The organism is Streptomyces subrutilus, from assembly GCF_001746425.1.
In the GTDB taxonomy this organism is placed as follows: domain Bacteria; phylum Actinomycetota; class Actinomycetes; order Streptomycetales; family Streptomycetaceae; genus Streptomyces; species Streptomyces subrutilus_A.
Genome location: NZ_MEHK01000001.1, coordinates 3,394,182 through 3,413,695 on the forward strand (window position 1 = coordinate 3,394,182; position 19,514 = coordinate 3,413,695).

Sequence of the window (19,514 nt, forward strand, 5' to 3'; positions counted from 1 at the left end):
GCTGCACCACAGCCCCCCCACCAGAATGGTGGAGGGGCTGCGGAGAACACGTACAGCTGCCGTTTACTTCTTGTTACGGCGCTGGACGCGGGTGCGCTTGAGCAGCTTGCGGTGCTTCTTCTTAGCCATCCGCTTGCGCCGCTTCTTGATAACAGAGCCCACGACTACCCTCGCTCACTTCTCTTCATTCGGTGCGGGGCGTCGGGGCCCACACGACCTACGTCGGCCTAGCCTACCGTCCCGAGCTCCGAGCTTGTAATCCGAGGGCGTGCCGAGGTCAGTCTCAGGCCGACTCCACCCCCACATAGGACTCTCGGAGGTACTCGTGAACCGCGTTTTCGGGGACCCGGAAGGACCGGCCCACCCGGATTGCGGGCAGATGACCGTTGTGCACCAGCCGGTACACGGTCATCTTCGACACTCGCATCACCGAGGCAACCTCCGCCACGGTCAGGAACTGAACCTCACTGAGAGGCCTCTCGCCAGCAGCCATGACACACCTTGACCTTCCGCGCATGACGGGCACCGGCTTCCCCTCCGGTTACTCCTCGTCGTCGCACGCTCACTCACCAGAGTAGGGGCGCGTGATACGAGTGGGGAAGAGGAGCTACAGCCACTCCTGCCACCCCGACAGACTGGCCCGATTGAGCACATAGCGAGTAAGCGGCCGGTAGTGGTCCGCACGCACCGCGTCGTCGATCGGAACGGCCACCGCGACGCGCCCCTCGGCCTCGCCGACGAACAGTGCCGGATCGTCCGTATCCGCCAGCCCGATCGCCTCCACACCCAGCTGACCAGCACCGCAGACCCAACCGTGATCACCCACGACCAACTCCGGCAAGGGCCCGCCCGCCTCCGCCAGGGCCCCCAGCGCGACCCGGACCGGCAGCGGGGAATGGGAGTGCGCGCCGGTGGCACTCCCCGGCGGCCGCACGCCGGGCTCCCGCACCAATGCGACCCCCCGTACGTAATCGATGCTGTACGTGCGTACGCCGAACCGGGTCGCCATGTCGACACTCACCCCCTGCGCCGGAGTGAGGACAACACAGCCCGCCGCCGACATCGCCTCGGCCAACCCGGCGTAGAAGCCCAGGAGCCGGTGCGGATGCCCCGTCCCGAACAGCACGGGCGAACGCGCCCCGACCGCCGCCCGCAGCCGCTCCGCGAAGGCCTCCAGCGCCGCCATCGTCCGCTCCGGATCGATCACGTCCGGCCCGCTGACGTGCGCCGGGTCCGCCGAGACCCCGCACTTGTCCGCCATCAGCCTCAGCAGGTCACCCTCGCCCCACGACCAGTCCGGATCCAGCCCGAGCAGCACCCGCGGATCGCCCGCCGCGAACAGCCGGTAACTGCGCAGGCTCTCCTCCCGCGACGTCGCGACGGGCCCGGCCAACCGGGCGGCCAGCAGATGCGCACGCAGCGCGCCGGAGCTCAACACCCTCCGATGCTGCCCCACCCCACCTGGCGGCTCATCAATTCCGGAGAACCGCCCCACAGTTGGCGTAACGATGCATCATCAGGCCAGCATGCCGCGCAGCGGGAACACCGCCCGCCGGGTCGCGAGGACGGCCTGATCCGTACGGTCCGCCGGGTCGTAGCCCGCGTCCCAACCCCGCCACTCCACGTCACGGCCGTCCGTCATCCGGGCCGGCGCCAACTGCCGCGTCCGCGCGTACACCTCGTCCCGCCACGACGCGGGGACCGCCGTCGCCGGGTCGATCGGCCGGTGCCCGGCGATCGCCACCAGGTGCGTCCACGACCGCGGTACGACGTCCACCACCGCGTACCCGCCGCCGCCGAGCGCCAGCCACCGCCCGTCCGCGTACTCGTGCGCCAGCCGGTGGCAGGCCTCCTGGACGGCCCGCTGCGCGTCCAGCGACACCGCCAGGTGGGCGAGCGGGTCCTCGAAGTGCGTGTCCGCCCCGTGCTGGGTCACCAGCACCTGCGGCCGGAAGTCCGCCAGCAGCTCCGGCACCGTCGCGTGGAAGGCCCGCAGCCAGCCCCCGTCTGCGGTCCCGGCCGGCAGCGCCACGTTCACCGCCGACCCCTCGGCCGCCGCACCGCCCGTCTCCTCCGGCCAGCCGGTCTGCGGGAACAGCGTCCGCGGATGCTCGTGCAGGGAGACGGTCAGCACCCGCGGGTCGTCCCAGAAGGCCGCCTGCACGCCGTCCCCGTGATGCACGTCCACGTCCACGTACGCGACCCGCTCGGCCCCCAGCTCCAGCAGCCGCGCGATGGCCAGCGCCGCGTCGTTGTACACGCAGAAACCGGCAGCCCCGCCCGGCATGGCGTGGTGCAGCCCGCCCGCGAAGTTCACCGCGTGCTCGGCCTCGCCCCGCCACACCGCCTCCGCGCCCGCCACGGACTGCCCGGCGATCAGCGCGGACGCCTCGTGCATCCCGTGGAACGCCGGATCGTCCATGGTCCCCAGCCCGTACGAGCCGTCGGCGACCCCGGGATCGGCCGACACCTCGCGCACCGCGGCGACGTAGTCCTCCCGGTGCACGAGCCGCAGCGTCGACTCACCGGCCGCGCTGGCCGCCCGCACCTCCATGGCCCGGTCCAACCCGAAGGCGCGCACCAGGCCCATGGTCAGCGCCAGACGCACCGGATCCATCGGATGGCTGGGCCCGAAGTCATACTTCGTTACCGCCTCGTCCCACATCAACAGTCCGGTCACCGGCTCGCCGCTCATGCCCGACACCGTATCGGGCCCATCTCGGTCCGAACGAGCGGGCGTGGAACAGCGTGACCAGCACGAGGACCATCGGCACGAGCATCGCGCCCCGGTAGCTCCACGCGTCCCCGATCCCGCCCACGAGCGGCGAGCCGATCAGGAAGCCGACGTAGTTGAAGATGTTCAGCCGCGCTATCGCCGTGTCCGAGTTGCCCGGGAACAGCCTCCCGGCGGCCGCGAAGGTCTGCGGCACGATCACGCACAGGCCGAGCCCGAGCATCGTGAAGCCCAGCATCCCCACCCAGGCGCCCGGGGCCGCCGCCACGACGGCGAACCCGCCGGCCGCGACCACCGTCCCGCCCCGCACCACGGCCGCGGCCCCGAAGCGGCGCACGCCCAGGTCCCCGACGGCCCGCCCGATCAGGGTGGTGACCATGTAGACGTTATAGGGGACGGTCGCCATCTCCTCGGAGCTCCCCAGCACGTCCTGCAGGTACTTGGCACTCCAGTTCGCCACCGTCGAGTCCCCGATGTACGCGCACGCCATCACGAGGCAGAGCGGCAGCAGCAGCTTGCCGCCACCCGCACCGAGCCCCTTCTCCCGGTTCGCCTCGAACGGCGCGTCGACGTACCTCCGGCTGCCCAGCAGGACCAGCGGCACCAGCACCGCCACGGCCGGCAGGTAGCTCAGGAACAGGTCCAGACGCCAGTGCGCCCCGGCCCACGCGGCCGAGGCACCGACGATCCCCCCGAGGCTGTAGGCGGCGTGGAAGCCGAGCATGATGCTGCGCCCGTACTCCTGCTGGAGGCTGACACCGAGCATGTTCATCGAGGCGTCCAGCGCACCCACCGACAGCCCGAACACGCCCAGGGCCACCGCGACGTGCCACATCCGGCTGCCGGCTCCGACGCCGAGCAGCGCCAGGAGCACCAGGGGCTGGGCCCACCTCAGTACGGTGCTGGGGGCGACCCGCTTCACCAGGTGCTCGGTGGCCACGCTCGCGAGGCCGGCGAGGACCGGAACGGCGGCCAGGAAGGCGGGCAGCAGCCCGTCGGATATCCCGTACCGGTCCTGGATGGCCGGGATCCGGGTCACGAGCAGCGCGAAGGCGACACCCTGCGCGAAGAAGCTGAGCCCGAGGGCACTGCGGCCGCGCCGCAGCCGCACATCAACCGTCATGGCGGGTCAGCGTAGGCCCCGGGGCTACCGGTGGGTAGAGCGATCACACGGGCAGTTGCAGGAGCCCCGGCAGCTGCTTCATGTCCCCGAAGTAGGCGGTGGCCCCGGGCAGCCGCTCGGCGGGCAGCATCGCCGTGAAGGCGAACACGTCCATGCCCGCGGCGGCGGCGGCCTGGATGCCGAGCGGGCTGTCCTCGACGACGACGCAGCGCGAGGGCTCCACGCCCATGGCACGGGCCGCGTGCAGGAAGAGGTCGGGCGCCGGCTTCCCCTGGCCCACGTCCTGGGAGCTGAAGATCCACTCTTCTTCGAACCACCCGTCGAGCCCGGCCACCCGGTGCCCGACCCGGATCCGCTCGTGGCTTCCGGAGGAGGCCAGGCAGTACCCGATCCCGTGCGCGGTCAGCTCCCCGAGCACCTCCTCGACGCCGGGCACCGGCCGCAGCTCCCGCTCGAACCCGGCGACGGTCCGCGTGTGCAGCGTCTCGTCGAAGTCCTCGGGCAGCCGCTGTCCCGTCCGCTCGAGCACGAGGTCGTGCACCCGGTGTACGGCGGAGCCCATGTAGTCCCGCAGCGAGTCCTCGTAGGAGGTGGGGTGCCCGAGCTCGCTCAGGTATCCGGCGAGGATGGTGTTGGCGAGCGGCTCACTGTCCACCAGCACGCCGTCGTTGTCGAAGATGACGAGGTCATAGCCCATCCCCCAACACTACGAGCCGTCAACCCGGATCCACCGGGACCCCATGCCGGGCATACGACGGATTCTGACGCCGAACGCAGAAAAGCCCCGCACCGAGCCCGTAAAGGGCTGGTGCGGGGCTTCCCGCAATGATTGTTCGGCGGCGTCCTACTCTCCCACAGGGTCCCCCCTGCAGTACCATCGGCGCTGAAAGGCTTAGCTTCCGGGTTCGGAATGTAACCGGGCGTTTCCCTAACGCTATGACCACCGAAACACTATGAAATTAGAACGCTGGCATGAACACAGCCGTTCGTTATTTCAGAACTAACACAGTGGACGCGAGCAACTGAGGACAAGCCCTCGGCCTATTAGTACCAGTCAGCTTCACCCGTTACCGGGCTTCCACATCTGGCCTATCAACCCAGTCGTCTACTGGGAGCCTTACCCTCTCAAGGAGGTGGGAATACTCATCTCGAAGCAGGCTTCCCGCTTAGATGCTTTCAGCGGTTATCCCTCCCGAACGTAGCCAACCAGCCATGCCCTTGGCAGGACAACTGGCACACCAGAGGTTCGTCCGTCCCGGTCCTCTCGTACTAGGGACAGCCCTTCTCAATATTCCTACGCGCACAGCGGATAGGGACCGAACTGTCTCACGACGTTCTAAACCCAGCTCGCGTACCGCTTTAATGGGCGAACAGCCCAACCCTTGGGACCGACTCCAGCCCCAGGATGCGACGAGCCGACATCGAGGTGCCAAACCATCCCGTCGATATGGACTCTTGGGGAAGATCAGCCTGTTATCCCCGGGGTACCTTTTATCCGTTGAGCGACGGCGCTTCCACAAGCCACCGCCGGATCACTAGTCCCGACTTTCGTCCCTGCTCGACCCGTCGGTCTCACAGTCAAGCTCCCTTGTGCACTTACACTCAACACCTGATTGCCAACCAGGCTGAGGGAACCTTTGGGCGCCTCCGTTACCCTTTGGGAGGCAACCGCCCCAGTTAAACTACCCATCAGACACTGTCCCTGATCCGGATCACGGACCGAGGTTAGACATCCAGCACGACCAGAGTGGTATTTCAACGACGACTCCACAACCACTGGCGTGGCCGCTTCAAAGTCTCCCACCTATCCTACACAAGCCGAACCGAACACCAATATCAAACTGTAGTAAAGGTCCCGGGGTCTTTCCGTCCTGCTGCGCGAAACGAGCATCTTTACTCGTAGTGCAATTTCACCGGGCCTATGGTTGAGACAGTCGAGAAGTCGTTACGCCATTCGTGCAGGTCGGAACTTACCCGACAAGGAATTTCGCTACCTTAGGATGGTTATAGTTACCACCGCCGTTTACTGGCGCTTAAGTTCTCAGCTTCGCACGCCCGAAAGCGCACTAACCGGTCCCCTTAACGTTCCAGCACCGGGCAGGCGTCAGTCCGTATACATCGCCTTACGGCTTCGCACGGACCTGTGTTTTTAGTAAACAGTCGCTTCTCGCTGGTCTCTGCGGCCACCCCCAGCTCACGGAGTAAATCCGATCACCAGTGATGGCCCCCCTTCTCCCGAAGTTACGGGGGCATTTTGCCGAGTTCCTTAACCATAGTTCACCCGAACGCCTCGGTATTCTCTACCTGACCACCTGAGTCGGTTTAGGGTACGGGCCGCCATGAAACTCGCTAGAGGCTTTTCTCGACAGCATAGGATCATCCACTTCACCACAATCGGCTCGGCATCAGGTCTCAGCCTTAATGAGGGACGGATTTGCCTACCCCTCGGCCTACACCCTTACCCCGGGACAACCACCGCCCGGGCTGGACTACCTTCCTGCGTCACCCCATCGCTTACCTACTACAAGTCTGGTTCGTCGGCTCCACCACTTTCCTTTCCCCGAAGGGTCCGGAACGGCTTCACGGACTTAGCATCGCCTGATTCGATATTGGGCGTTTCAAAGCGGGTACCGGAATATCAACCGGTTGTCCATCGACTACGCCTGTCGGCCTCGCCTTAGGTCCCGACTTACCCTGGGCAGATCAGCTTGACCCAGGAACCCTTAGTCAATCGGCGCACACGTTTCTCACGTGTGTATCGCTACTCATGCCTGCATTCTCACTCGTGAACCGTCCACAACTAGCTTCCGCTGCTGCTTCACCCGGCACACGACGCTCCCCTACCCATCACAGCGGGCGTTGGCCCTATTGCTGCAATGACACGACTTCGGCGGTACGCTTGAGCCCCGCTACATTGTCGGCGCGGAATCACTTGACCAGTGAGCTATTACGCACTCTTTCAAGGGTGGCTGCTTCTAAGCCAACCTCCTGGTTGTCTCTGCGACTCCACATCCTTTCCCACTTAGCGTACGCTTGGGGGCCTTAGTCGATGCTCTGGGCTGTTTCCCTCTCGACCATGGAGCTTATCCCCCACAGTCTCACTGCCGTGCTCTCACTTACCGGCATTCGGAGTTTGGCTAAGGTCAGTAACCCGGTAGGGCCCATCGCCTATCCAGTGCTCTACCTCCGGCAAGAAACACACGACGCTGCACCTAAATGCATTTCGGGGAGAACCAGCTATCACGGAGTTTGATTGGCCTTTCACCCCTAACCACAGGTCATCCCCCAGGTTTTCAACCCTGGTGGGTTCGGTCCTCCACGAAGTCTTACCTCCGCTTCAACCTGCCCATGGCTAGATCACTCCGCTTCGGGTCTAGAGCGTGCAACTCAATCGCCCTATTCGGACTCGCTTTCGCTACGGCTTCCCCACACGGGTTAACCTCGCTACACACCGCTAACTCGCAGGCTCATTCTTCAAAAGGCACGCAGTCACGACATTGTAAACCAATGAGCGACGCTCCCACGGCTTGTAGGCACACGGTTTCAGGTACTATTTCACTCCGCTCCCGCGGTACTTTTCACCATTCCCTCACGGTACTATCCGCTATCGGTCACCAGGGAATATTTAGGCTTAGCGGGTGGTCCCGCCAGATTCACACGGGATTTCTCGGGCCCCGTGCTACTTGGGAGATGAGCAAGCAAGCCGCTGATGTTTCGTCTACGGGGGTCTTACCCTCTACGCCGGACCTTTCGCATGTCCTTCGACTACATCAACGGTTTCTGACTCGCCGACCGGCCGGCAGACCGATCAAGCTCATTCCCACAACCCCGCATGCGCAACCCCTGCCGGGTATCACACGCATACGGTTTGGCCTCATCCGGTTTCGCTCGCCACTACTCCCGGAATCACGGTTGTTTTCTCTTCCTGAGGGTACTGAGATGTTTCACTTCCCCTCGTTCCCTCCACATGCCCTATGTGTTCAGGCATGGGTGACAGCCCATGACGACTGCCGGGTTTCCCCATTCGGACACCCCCGGATCAAAGCTCAGTTGGCAGCTCCCCGGGGCCTATCGCGGCCTCTCACGTCCTTCATCGGTTCCTGGTGCCAAGGCATCCACCGTGCGCCCTTAAAAACTTGGCCACAGATGCTCGCGTCCACTGTGTAGTTCTCAAACAACGACCAGCCACCCATCACCCTGTACTCAAAGAGCACAAGTTCACTGGGGCCGGCACTGAAGACATGACCTCACGGCCGTACCTTCAGGACCCAACAACGTGCCAAGCACGATCCCGTCTCTCTTTCCACGCCGAAGCAGTACTCGAGATCAGAAACCGTGCCAACTAATCAACGTTCCACCCATGAGCTGACCGTGCAGAACATTTGTCTGCAATCGGTACTGTGCTCCTTAGAAAGGAGGTGATCCAGCCGCACCTTCCGGTACGGCTACCTTGTTACGACTTCGTCCCAATCGCCAGTCCCACCTTCGACAGCTCCCTCCCTTACGGGTTGGGCCACCGGCTTCGGGTGTTACCGACTTTCGTGACGTGACGGGCGGTGTGTACAAGGCCCGGGAACGTATTCACCGCAGCAATGCTGATCTGCGATTACTAGCAACTCCGACTTCATGGGGTCGAGTTGCAGACCCCAATCCGAACTGAGACCGGCTTTTTGAGATTCGCTCCACCTCACGGTATCGCAGCTCATTGTACCGGCCATTGTAGCACGTGTGCAGCCCAAGACATAAGGGGCATGATGACTTGACGTCGTCCCCACCTTCCTCCGAGTTGACCCCGGCGGTCTCCTGTGAGTCCCCATCACCCCGAAGGGCATGCTGGCAACACAGGACAAGGGTTGCGCTCGTTGCGGGACTTAACCCAACATCTCACGACACGAGCTGACGACAGCCATGCACCACCTGTATACCGACCACAAGGGGGCACTATCTCTAATGCTTTCCGGTATATGTCAAGCCTTGGTAAGGTTCTTCGCGTTGCGTCGAATTAAGCCACATGCTCCGCTGCTTGTGCGGGCCCCCGTCAATTCCTTTGAGTTTTAGCCTTGCGGCCGTACTCCCCAGGCGGGGAACTTAATGCGTTAGCTGCGGCACCGACGACGTGGAATGTCGCCAACACCTAGTTCCCAACGTTTACGGCGTGGACTACCAGGGTATCTAATCCTGTTCGCTCCCCACGCTTTCGCTCCTCAGCGTCAGTAATGGCCCAGAGATCCGCCTTCGCCACCGGTGTTCCTCCTGATATCTGCGCATTTCACCGCTACACCAGGAATTCCGATCTCCCCTACCACACTCTAGCTAGCCCGTATCGAATGCAGACCCGAGGTTAAGCCTCGGGCTTTCACATCCGACGTGACAAGCCGCCTACGAGCTCTTTACGCCCAATAATTCCGGACAACGCTTGCGCCCTACGTATTACCGCGGCTGCTGGCACGTAGTTAGCCGGCGCTTCTTCTGCAGGTACCGTCACTTTCGCTTCTTCCCTGCTGAAAGAGGTTTACAACCCGAAGGCCGTCATCCCTCACGCGGCGTCGCTGCATCAGGCTTTCGCCCATTGTGCAATATTCCCCACTGCTGCCTCCCGTAGGAGTCTGGGCCGTGTCTCAGTCCCAGTGTGGCCGGTCGCCCTCTCAGGCCGGCTACCCGTCGTCGCCTTGGTGGGCCATTACCCCACCAACAAGCTGATAGGCCGCGGGCTCATCCTTCACCGCCGGAGCTTTCAACCCCCGCCCATGCAGGCAGGAGTGGTATCCGGTATTAGACCCCGTTTCCAGGGCTTGTCCCAGAGTGAAGGGCAGATTGCCCACGTGTTACTCACCCGTTCGCCACTAATCCACCCCGAAGGGCTTCATCGTTCGACTTGCATGTGTTAAGCACGCCGCCAGCGTTCGTCCTGAGCCAGGATCAAACTCTCCATGAATGTTTACCCGTAATCGGGTGCACACATCACGTAGAGCGGGACGATCATGTCGGAATAAGACCGACCGTCCACTGCGTCCTCGCTGTGTAATCGCCTGCAAGCACTCCACGAGGGAGCCCCACAGGTCTTTTTCAAAGGAACCTCATCCACCGAAATGGACGGGGTATCAACTTTTGGCGTTGATTTTTGGCACGCTGTTGAGTTCTCAAGGAACGGACGCTTCCTTCGTACTCACCCTCTCGGGCTTTCCTCCGGGCTTTCGTTCTGTTTTCCTGCTGTTCTTGCGTTTCCGACTCTATCAGACCCTCTCGGGCCCGATTTCCTCGGTGCTTTCCAGGTCCTGCGCTTTCGCGCTTTCCCTTTCCGGCGGGTCCGACTCTATCAGATCCTTTCGGGCCTGACCCCCAGTCAGCGGGGGTTGCCTTCCGGGCTGTTGGGCCCTTCCGGCGAGTGAGACAGTAGCGGATTCCGTGCCCCCGAACCTAATCGGCGGCGGCGTCCTCGGACGCGGATTCCTCATTCGCAAATACGCATGAAAACGAGACGACAAAGTCAGTCGTTCGTTCGAATGTGTAGTGCGGGATGGCTGTCCGGGGACCGACCGGAGTCGGCGCTCACTTCGGACAACTCGAAGAACCTTACGGATCGGGTACACCTGTGTCAACCCCCGGCTGACCAGCCACGACGGGTGCGCGAACTTCACGGCGTCCTCATCCCGTTCCGTCTACCCTGACCCCATGACTACGCATGCGCTCACGCTCAACCTCCGCTGGTGGGCCGCCTGACGGCGGCCGACCAGCAACACGAGCACGCATGCGCTCACGGCCGCCGCTCCGGCGGCCGTTTTCGTTTCTCCCCTCCCGGGAGTGGGCTCGGTCGCCCGACGCGGCGGCCCCCACACCACTCACACATAGGGAGAGCGGGACATGACGAGGATCTTCAGCGGGGTCAAGCCGACCGGACACCTGACGCTGGGCAACTACCTGGGCGCCGTACGGCAGTGGGTCGCCGCCGAGCACGCGCCGGACGAGGCCCTGTTCTGCGTCGTCGACCTGCACGCGCTGACCGTCGAGCACGAGCCGGCCCGCGTACGGCGGCTCAGCCGGCAGGCGGCGACGCTGCTGCTCGCTGCCGGGCTGGACCCCCAGCGGTGCACGCTCTTCGTGCAGAGCCACGTCGACGAGCACACGCGGCTGGCCTACCTGCTGGAGTGCACCGCCACCGACGGGGAGCTGCGCCGGATGATCCAGTACAAGGAGAAGGCGGCGAAGGCACAGGCCGCCGGGGACGGCGTACGGCTGTCGCTGCTCACCTATCCCGTGCTGATGGCCGCCGACATCCTGGCATACCGGACCGACGAGGTGCCCGTGGGCGAGGACCAGCGGCAGCACGTCGAGCTGACCCGGGATCTGGCCGTGCGCTTCAACCAGCGGTACGGGCACACGTTCACGGTGCCCAGGGCCACGCATCCGGCGGTGGCCGCGCGGGTCATGGACCTCCAGGAGCCGACCTCGAAGATGGGGAAGTCCGATGCGAACGGCGCCGGGATCGTCTACCTGCTCGACGAGCCGGGGGTCGTGCGCAAGAAGGTGATGCGGGCGGTCACCGACAGTGGGGACGGCGGGGTGGTCTACGACCGCGAGGCGCGGCCCGGGGTCGCGAACCTGCTGGACGTCCTGGCCGCCTGTACGGGTGCGGATCCCGTGCGCCTCGCCGAGGGGTATACGGGCTACGGCGCCCTCAAGCGGGACGTCGCCGACGCGGTGGTCGAGCTGCTGCGGCCGGTGCGGGAGCGGCATGCCGAACTGGCGGCCGATCCGGCCGAGGTGGACAAGGTGCTGCGGGAGGGTGCGGGGCGGGCCCGGGCGCTGGCGCGGCCGGTGGTCGACCGGGCGTACGAGGCCATCGGGCTGCTCGCTCCGTGAAGGAGTGACGGGGAAGCCGGGCGCGTGCGGTACGGGCCACCGTTCGGGCGGTGGCCCGTATCCGCGGCTCAGCTGTTGCCGGAGGCGAGCTCGCGGCTGCGGTCGCGGGCCGCTTCGAGGGCGGCGATCAGGGCGGCGCGCACGCCGTGCCGCTCGAGCTCCACGATCGCGTTGATCGTCGTACCCGCCGGGGAGGTGACGGCCTCGCGGAGCTTGACCGGGTGCTCGCCGCTGTCGCGGAGCATCACGGCGGCGCCGATGGCGGCCTGCACGATCAGGTCGTGGGCCTGGGCGCGGGGCAGGCCGAGGAGGATCCCGGCGTCGGTCATGGCCTCCACGAGGAAGTAGAAGTACGCGGGTCCGGAGCCGGAGAGGGCGGTGGCCGCGTCCTGCTGGGACTCGGGGACGCGCAGGGTCTTGCCGACCCCGCCGAAGATCTCCTCGGTGTGGAGGAGGTGCGCGGCGGTGGCGTGGCTGCCGGCCGAGATGACGGACATGGCCTCGTCGACGAGGGCGGGGGTGTTCGTCATGACGCGGACGACGGGGGTGCCGGGAGCGAGCCGCTCCTCGAAGAAGGCGGTCGGGACGCCCGCGGCGCCGCTGATGACCAGGCGGTCGGCGGGGACGTGCGGGGCGAGCTCTTCGAGGAGCTTGCCCATGTCCTGCGGCTTGACGGTGAGGATGAGGGTGTCGGCGCGCTTGGCGGCCTCGGCGTTGCTGACGGCCTCGACTCCGTAGCGGGCGTGGAGCTCCTCGGCGCGTTCCGCGCGGCGGGCGGTGACGAGGAGCTTGGAGGCGGGCCAGCCGCCGCGGATCATCCCGCTGAGCAGGGCCTCGCCGATCTTGCCGGTACCGAGGACTGCGACTGTCTGGGTCATGCCCGATTCACCTCGCCGAACGCGCTGCGTATGACTGCGTACGGCATCATCCTTGCACCCGGGCCGGTGGGCCGGGCGGGGTGTCCGGTCCGTGGGCGGCCGGGGCCGGGGTGGGGGTCGGGCTACGGGGTCCGGCGTCGGAGGGTGGCCGCGCCGAGGGCGAGGACGAGCAGGGCGCAGGCGGCGACGATGACGGCGTCGCGGACGAAGTCGGCGGTCATGTCGGTGTGGGTGAGGACCTGGGTCATGCCGTCGACCGCGTAGGACATGGGCAGGACGTCCGAGAGGGTTTCCAGGACGGGGTGCATGGTGTCGCGGGCCGCGAACAGGCCGCACAGCAGGAGCTGGGGGAAGATCACCGCCGGCATGAACTGGACGGCCTGGAATTCGGAGGCCGCGAAGGCGGAGACGAAGAGGCCGAGCGCGGTGCCGAGGAGCGCGTCGAGGAGGGCGACGAGCAGGAGCAGCCAGGGGGAGCCGACGACGTCGAGGCCGAGGAGCCAGAGGGCGAGCCCGGTGGCGAGGAGCGACTGGACGACGGCGACGGCTCCGAAGGCGAGGGCGTAGCCGGCGATGAGGTCGCCCTTGCCCAGCGGCATGGCGAGGAGGCGCTCCAGGGTGCCGGAGGTGCGCTCGCGCAGGGTGGCGATGGAGGTCACCAGGAACATGGTGATGAGGGGGAAGATCCCGAGGAGTGACGCGCCGATGCCGTCGAAGGTGCGCGGGCTGCTGTCGAAGACGAAGCGGAGCAGCGTCAGCATCAGTACGGGGACCAGCAGCATCAGGGCGATGGAGCGCGGGTCGTGGCCGAGCTGGCGCAGGACGCGGCCGGCGGTGGCGGTGGTGCGGGCGACGTTGATCGAGGATGTGGCGGTCATCGCTGCGGCTCCCTGGCGGCGGTGGCGGCGGCCTCGTCGACGAGGCGGAGGAAGCCCTCCTCGACGGTGGCGGAGGCGGTTCGGGCGCGCAGGGCGTCGGGGGTGTCCTGGGCGAGGATGCGCCCCTCGCGCATGAGGAGGAGGTCGTGGCAGCGCTCGGCCTCGTCCATGACGTGCGAGGAGACGAGGATCGTGGCCCCGCGGGTGCGGGTGATCTCGTGGAAGAGGTTCCAGAGGTCGCGGCGCAGGACGGGGTCGAGGCCGACGGTGGGTTCGTCGAGGACGAGGAGCTCGGGGGTGCCGAGCAGGGCGACGGCGAGGGAGACGCGGCTGCGTTGTCCGCCGGAGAGGTTGCCGGCGAGGGCGTCGGTGTGGGTGGTGAGGTCGACGTCGGTGATGGCCTGCCGGACCGCGGCGGCTCGGCGGTCGGCGGCGGCGCGGCCCGGGTCGAGGACGGCGGCGAAGTAGTCGAGGTTCTGCCGGACGGTGAGGTCGTCGTAGACGGAGGGCGCCTGGGTGACGTAGCCGATGCGGGAGCGGAGCTCGGGGTGGCCGGCGGGGCGGCCGAGGACGTCGAGGGTGCCGGTCACGTGGGCCTGGGTGCCGACGATGGCGCGCATGAGGGTGGACTTCCCGCAGCCGGAGGGGCCGAGGAGGCCGGTGATGCGGCCGCGGGGGACGTCGAAGGCGATGCGGTCGAGGACGGTGCGGGGGGCTCGGCCCGTGCCGCGGCGGACGGTCAGGCCGGCGGCGTGCACGGCGGCGGGCGGAGCGCCCGCGGCTTCTGGAGGCGGGTTATTCATCATGTGATGAATAATGCTCCTGGCGGTGCCGGGCGTCAATCGCCGGGGCGAAGCCGCTGCGGAGGGAGGCGGGATGTGTGCGGGTTACTTCTTGCGCTTGGGGCGGCGCGCGGCGGGGTTGCCGGTGCGGGCGCTGCGGCGGCGGGCGAAATCGGCCACGGAACGCTCGTACTCGGCGCGGCGCAGCTTCTCGCCGGGGGCCTCGACGAGGCAGCGGAGGAAGTACGCGATGAGGGAGCCGATGAACCCGATCGTCTTCAGGCCTTTGAGGGCCGCCTCGTCGGAGGAGGGGGCCGGGCGGCGGCTGAAGGACTCCCAGGTCTTGGCGAAGGCGATGGAGCCGGCGATCGCGAAGAGGACGACGACGGAGATGCTGAGGAAGGGGCCGACGTTGCCGAGCTCCAGGCCCTCGTAGGAGAGGCGGAGCAGCACCGCGGCGGCGACGGCGGTGGCCAGCGAGCCGACGGCGACGGCGGCGCGGCGCAGGGCGTAGCCCCCGTCGTGGTTCACCCAGGTGGTGCCGAAGAACCGGATCGGCTCGGGCTCGGGTCCGGCGGGTACGGCCTGGGCGCCGGCCGGGGCCGGCTCGGCGGGGGGCTGGTCTCGCTGGTCGTCGCTCACATCGGCGATTATCCACCGCCGGGCCGGCCGGACCGGGTGCGTCTCACGTGTCAGACGGGCGGTGGCCCAGTACTAGCCGCAGTGCGCGGCGACGTAGCCGTCGCTGCCCGTCTTCACGTACGCGTCGGAGACGAACTGGCCGTTGCCGACGCAGTCCCACAGGTTCGTGGTGCCGTAGGGGCCCGAGACGGTGGTGCCCGCGCACTGGCAGCGGATCGTCACCCGGCCTCCCAGCGGCAGGACGCCGACGACGGGGTATCCGGTGCCCGGGCCGCTGCGCACGTTGAGCTGGACGCCGGGCGCGACCGGGTAGGACTTGTAGCCGGACCCGGCGGAAAGGGTCTGGACCTCGTTCGCTTCGTTCTCAACCGACATCGAAAATCTCCCCCTTGAGCATGACGCTCCGCAACTCGCGCAGGGTAGCAGGACCTTACCGCTTCATATGCGCCATCGACTAGGCTCCGGCGGGGGTGGTCGGCAGTGCATCCACTGCGCGCGGAACGGGCCGGTTTTCCGGAGTACGCCGGGCGGTACCGGCTGGAATCCGTCCTGGGTTCCGGTGGCATGGGAGTGGTTCATCTGGCCACCTCCGCGTCCGGTCTGCGGCTGGCGGTCAAGGTCGTCCACGCGCAGCACGCGATGGATCCGGAGTTCCGGGCCAGGTTCCGCCAGGAGGTGGCGGCCGCCCGTCGGGTGAGCGGCGCGTTCACCGCGCCCGTCGTGGACGCGGACCCCGATGCCGAGCGGCCGTGGATGGCCACCCTGTTCATCGACGCCCCCACGCTCGCCGAGCAGGTACGAGAGGCGCCCCTGCGCCCCGGAGCGCTGGCCAGGCTCGGCGCCGGTCTGGCGGAGGCGCTGCGGGACATCCACCGGGCCGGTGTCGTGCACCGGGACCTCAAGCCCAGCAATGTCCTGATGGCGCCCGACGGGGTGCGCGTCATCGACTTCGGGATCTCCCGGCCCGCCGACAGCGATCTGCGGACCGAGACCGGCAAGCTCATCGGGACACCCCCGTTCATGGCGCCCGAGCAGTTCCAGCGGCCGCGCGAGGTCGGGCCCGCGGCGGACGTGTTCGCGATGGGGGCGGTGCTCGTCCACGCGGCGACCGGCCGCGGGCCCTTCGACTCCGACAGCCACTACCTCGTCGCCTACCAGGTGGTGCACAGCGAGCCGGACCTGACCGGGGTGCCGTCCTCCCTCGCGCCGGTCATCGCGCGCTGCCTGGCCAAGGACCCCGCCGACCGGCCGACCCCCGACGCCCTGCTCGGAGAGCTGCGGGCGGCCGCCTACCCGACCGGGGAGGAGACCCGCGCCTTCATACCGCGGCCCCGGCGGCCGGTCTCGTCGCCGCTCCTCCCGTCCGCCGCCGACGACGTCACGCACCGGCGCGTACGGGTCCCCGAGGCCCCCGCGGCGGGGCGGCGGCCGCGGCGGCTCGCCCTCGCGCTCGCCCTGGCCCTGCTGCTGACGGGCGGCGCCGCCGCCGCGGGGTACGCGTGGTTCGGCGGCGGCGGGGACCCCGCGGGGCGCGCGGCGCCGCACGCGCCGGGCCCGGCCGCGCCCCCGCCGGCCCCCACGCCGTGGTCGGCCGCGCTCGGCGACCGCGGCCCCGGGAACACGGTGTCCGCGTGCGCGGCGGCGGCCGGGGCGCTGTACTGCTCGACCCCGGGCCTGGTCGCGGCCCGGCTGGACCCGGCCGACGGGGCCCTCGTGTGGTCGGTGCCCGCGCCGGGCACCGGGACCCGGGCGGCGGGCGCCACCGCCATCGAGCCCGTCGCGGGCGGCGGGCTCGTCCTCGCCGTGACCCCCGGCAGCGGGCTGCTCCAGGCGCTGGATCCGGCCACGGGCGAGCCGCGGTGGAAGAAGGACATCGCGCGGAACGCGACCGTGCTGCCGGCCGGTTCGAAGGTGCTGGCCGCCGGGGCGGACGGGAGCGTCACGGCCCTCGACGCGGCCACCGGCGACGTGAGCTGGAGCAAGCGCCTGGGGCGGACGGGGTCCGTGTGGCTCACCGGTCCCGGCCGGGCGGAAGGCGCCCTCGACCTGTACGTGTCGACGCGCGCCGACGACGGCACGTCCTCGCAGGTCTCGGCGGTCGATCCGGCCGACGGCACGGTGCGTTGGCAGCTGCGCGCACCCGGGCTGCTCAAGCCGGTGGGGGTCGCCCAGGGCGGTCTGCACCTGACGGCGGGCGACCTGCAGGGGATGACCGTCGCGGTGGTGCGCGTCGACCTCGCCACGCGGGCGGTACGGCGCACCCCGCTGTCGGTGGAGCAGTTGCAGGCCGAGGCGGCCGTGGGACCGGACGGGGTGGTGTACCTGATCGGCATCTCGGGCGCGCTGACGGCGGTCGCCGGGGAGAAGGAGGCGTGGCGGCTGGAGACGGCCGTGGCCGCGGCTTCCCGGCCGGTCGTCGACGGCGGGCGGCTGTTCCTGATGGCGGCCGACGGCCGGCTGATCGCGGTCGACGCCCGCGCCGGACGGCTGGTCGGTCAGACGGACCCGCGGATGGGGACGGGCCGGGGCACCTACACGGCCACCGTCCCCGCCCCCGTGGTCGCCGACGGGCGGGTCTACGGGAGCGCGCCCGACGGGTCCGTGTTCGCGGTGGCCGCGGGCGATCCCGCGGCGTGGTGAACGCGGCGGATCCCGCGGCGGGATGATGGCGCCCCGCCTCAGCAGGTGAACGCGCGATGCCCCCGCGCCTCGAAGGTGCGGGGGCATCGCGCGACGCGGTGCGGGGTGGCGGGTCAGCCCAGGCGGGAGACGTCCCGGACGGCGCCCTTGTCGGCGCTCGTGGCCATCGCCGCGTAGGCGCGCAGGGCCGCGGAGACCTTGCGCTCGCGGTCCTTCGGGGCGTAGACGCCGCCGAGGGCCTCGTGGCGGGCCGCCAGCGTGGCCTCGTCGACCAGGAGCTCGATGGACCGGTTCGGGATGTCGATGCGGATCCGGTCGCCGTCCTCGACGACCGCGATGGTGCCGCCCGAGGCCGCCTCCGGGGAGGCGTGGCCGATGGACAGGCCCGAGGTGCCGCCGGAGAAGCGGCCGTCGGTCACCAGGGCGCAGACCTTGCCGAGGCCGCGGCCCTTGAGGAAGGAGGTCGGGTAGAGCATCTCCTGCATGCCGGGACCGCCGCGCGGACCCTCGTAGCGGATGACGACGACATCGCCCGGCTTGACCTGCTTGCGCAGGATCTTGTCGACCGCCTCGTCCTGCGATTCGCAGACGACGGCCGGGCCCTCGAAGGTCCAGATCGACTCGTCGACGCCGGCCGTCTTCACGACGCAGCCGTCGAGCGCGATGTTGCCGCGCAGCACGGCGAGCCCGCCGTCCTTGGAGTACGCGTGCTGGACGGAGCGGATGCAGCCGCCCTCGGCGTCGAGGTCGAGGGTCCCCCAGCGCTCGGACTGGGAGAAGGCGGTGGCGGAGCGCTTGCAGCCGGGGGCCGCGTGCCACAGCTCCATGGCCTCCTCGGAGGCCGTGCCGGAGCGGGCGTCCCACTTCGCGAGCCAGTCCTCCAGGCCGTCCGAGTGGACGGTGGTGACGTTCTTGTTGAGGAGTCCGCCGCGGTGCAGCTCGCCGAGGATGGCGGGGATGCCGCCGGCGCGGTGGATGTCCTCCATGTAGTACGTGCCGCCGGGCGCCACGTTCGGGGCGACCTTGGCCAGGCACGGGACGCGGCGCGAGACCTCGTCGATGTCGGTGAGGTCGTAGTCCAGGCCCGCCTCCTGCGCCGCGGCCAGCAGGTGCAGGATCGTGTTGGTGGAGCCGCCCATGGCGATGTCCAGGGCCATGGCGTTCTCGAAGGCCTCGCGGGTGGCGATGCTGCGGGGCAGGACGGAGTGGTCGTCCTGCTCGTAGTGGCGCTTGGTGATCTCGACGACCGTGCGGCCGGCCTCCTCGTAGAGGGCGCGGCGGGCGGTGTGCGTGGCGAGGACCGAGCCGTTGCCGGGGAGGGCCAGGCCGATGGCCTCGGCGAGGCAGTTCATCGAGTTGGCGGTGAACATGCCGCTGCAGGAGCCGCACGTCGGACAGGCGTTCTCCTCGATCCGCAGGACGTCCTCGTCGGAGACGTTCTCGTTGGAGGCGTCGACCATGGCGTCGATCAGGTCGAGCTTGCGGACGGTGCCGTCGACGAGGGTCGCCTGGCCGGCCTCCATCGGGCCGCCGGAGACGAAGACGACCGGGATGTTGAGGCGCATGGCGGCCATCAGCATGCCCGGGGTGATCTTGTCGCAGTTGGAGATGCAGATCAGGGCGTCGGCGCAGTGGGCCTCGACCATGTACTCGACGCTGTCCGCGATCAGGTCGCGGGAGGGCAGCGAGTACAGCATGCCGGCGTGGCCCATGGCGATGCCGTCGTCGACCGCGATGGTGTTGAACTCGCGGGGGATGGCTCCGGCGGCGCGGATGGCCTCGGAGACGATCCGGCCCACCGGGGCGAGGTGCGTGTGCCCGGGGACGAACTCGGTGAAGGAGTTGGCGACCGCGATGATCGGCTTGCCGATGTCCTCGCTCGCTACGCCCGACGCACGCATAAGGGCGCGTGCGCCCGCCATGTTGCGGCCGTGGGTGACGGTGCGGGACCTCAGCTCGGGCATCGGGTTCACTCCC

At 68.1% G+C, this 19,514-nt stretch carries 14 protein-coding genes and 3 rRNA genes; 2 read left to right on the forward strand and 15 right to left on the reverse strand.

The window, feature by feature from the left end; all coding sequences use genetic code 11:
• Window positions 1-63 precede the first annotated feature (63 nt).
• The 9 genes from BGK67_RS36295 to BGK67_RS16250 all read right to left on the reverse strand — a co-directional run bounded on the left by BGK67_RS36295 (window position 64) and on the right by BGK67_RS16250 (window position 9,792).
• Window positions 64-162, reverse strand: coding sequence for a 30S ribosomal protein bS22 (locus BGK67_RS36295; RefSeq protein ID WP_003948845.1), 99 nt, complete (start codon window positions 160-162; stop codon window positions 64-66).
• A 121-nt stretch (window positions 163-283) separates the two neighbouring features.
• The gene (locus tag BGK67_RS16215; RefSeq protein WP_008738568.1) at window positions 284-493 is read right to left on the reverse strand and encodes a helix-turn-helix domain-containing protein; all 210 of its coding nucleotides are present in this window, start codon (window positions 491-493) and stop codon (window positions 284-286) included.
• A 114-nt stretch (window positions 494-607) separates the two neighbouring features.
• Complete coding sequence (locus BGK67_RS16220; RefSeq protein WP_069923909.1) at window positions 608-1,438, reverse strand: phosphatase; 831 nt, start codon at window positions 1,436-1,438, stop codon at window positions 608-610.
• Window positions 1,439-1,516: 78 nt separating this feature from the next.
• Window positions 1,517-2,665 carry an acetoin utilization protein AcuC gene (locus tag BGK67_RS16225; RefSeq protein ID WP_069920758.1) on the reverse strand — a complete coding sequence of 383 codons (1,149 nt, stop codon included), beginning with the start codon at window positions 2,663-2,665 and terminating at the stop codon, window positions 1,517-1,519.
• Window positions 2,637-3,857 carry an MFS transporter gene (locus BGK67_RS16230; RefSeq protein WP_069920759.1) on the reverse strand — a complete coding sequence of 407 codons (1,221 nt, stop codon included), beginning with the start codon at window positions 3,855-3,857 and terminating at the stop codon, window positions 2,637-2,639. Before BGK67_RS16230 ends, BGK67_RS16225 begins: the two co-directional genes overlap by 29 nt.
• Before the next feature lie 43 nt (window positions 3,858-3,900).
• Window positions 3,901-4,554 carry an HAD family hydrolase gene (locus tag BGK67_RS16235; RefSeq protein WP_069920760.1) on the reverse strand — a complete coding sequence of 218 codons (654 nt, stop codon included), beginning with the start codon at window positions 4,552-4,554 and terminating at the stop codon, window positions 3,901-3,903.
• 134 nt (window positions 4,555-4,688) lie between these two features.
• A 5S ribosomal RNA gene (gene rrf, locus BGK67_RS16240) occupies window positions 4,689-4,805 on the reverse strand.
• 76 nt (window positions 4,806-4,881) lie between these two features.
• Window positions 4,882-7,999: ribosomal RNA gene (locus BGK67_RS16245) — 23S ribosomal RNA — on the reverse strand.
• A gap of 269 nt (window positions 8,000-8,268) precedes the next feature.
• Window positions 8,269-9,792 (reverse strand): 16S ribosomal RNA (locus BGK67_RS16250).
• The 16S, 23S and 5S rRNA genes sit together here, the layout of an rRNA operon.
• A 926-nt stretch (window positions 9,793-10,718) precedes the next feature.
• Here BGK67_RS16250 and trpS point away from each other — a divergent pair.
• Window positions 10,719-11,717, forward strand: a complete 999-nt coding sequence (gene trpS / locus BGK67_RS16255) for a tryptophan--tRNA ligase (protein WP_069920761.1) — start codon at window positions 10,719-10,721, stop codon at window positions 11,715-11,717.
• A gap of 68 nt (window positions 11,718-11,785) precedes the next feature.
• Here trpS and proC read toward each other — a convergent pair whose 3' ends face one another.
• The 5 genes from proC to BGK67_RS16280 form a co-directional block, all read right to left on the reverse strand.
• Entirely contained in the window at window positions 11,786-12,595 is an 810-nt protein-coding gene (proC, locus tag BGK67_RS16260) for a pyrroline-5-carboxylate reductase (protein WP_069920762.1), read from the reverse strand.
• Between the two features lie 122 nt (window positions 12,596-12,717).
• Window positions 12,718-13,473: an ABC transporter permease gene (locus BGK67_RS16265; RefSeq protein WP_069920763.1), complete on the reverse strand. Its 756-nt coding sequence runs from the start codon at window positions 13,471-13,473 to the stop codon at window positions 12,718-12,720.
• A complete protein-coding gene (locus BGK67_RS16270) occupies window positions 13,470-14,279 on the reverse strand; it encodes an ABC transporter ATP-binding protein (protein WP_069920764.1) in 810 nt (269 codons plus the stop codon). The genes BGK67_RS16265 and BGK67_RS16270 overlap by 4 nt, the downstream gene beginning before the upstream one ends.
• An 81-nt stretch (window positions 14,280-14,360) precedes the next feature.
• Window positions 14,361-14,897 carry a hypothetical protein gene (locus tag BGK67_RS16275; RefSeq protein WP_069920765.1) on the reverse strand — a complete coding sequence of 179 codons (537 nt, stop codon included), beginning with the start codon at window positions 14,895-14,897 and terminating at the stop codon, window positions 14,361-14,363.
• 72 nt (window positions 14,898-14,969) lie between these two features.
• Complete coding sequence (locus BGK67_RS16280) at window positions 14,970-15,272, reverse strand: SH3 domain-containing protein (protein ID WP_069920766.1); 303 nt, start codon at window positions 15,270-15,272, stop codon at window positions 14,970-14,972.
• 105 nt (window positions 15,273-15,377) lie between these two features.
• On the opposite strand from BGK67_RS16280, the gene BGK67_RS16285 reads away from it, so the two are divergent.
• Window positions 15,378-17,537, forward strand: coding sequence for a serine/threonine-protein kinase (locus BGK67_RS16285; protein WP_069920767.1), 2,160 nt, complete (start codon window positions 15,378-15,380; stop codon window positions 17,535-17,537).
• 113 nt (window positions 17,538-17,650) lie between these two features.
• Here the strand turns inward: BGK67_RS16285 and ilvD are convergent, their stop codons facing one another.
• A complete protein-coding gene (ilvD, locus tag BGK67_RS16290) occupies window positions 17,651-19,501 on the reverse strand; it encodes a dihydroxy-acid dehydratase (protein ID WP_069920768.1) in 1,851 nt (616 codons plus the stop codon).
• Between the last annotated feature and the right edge of the window lie 13 nt (window positions 19,502-19,514).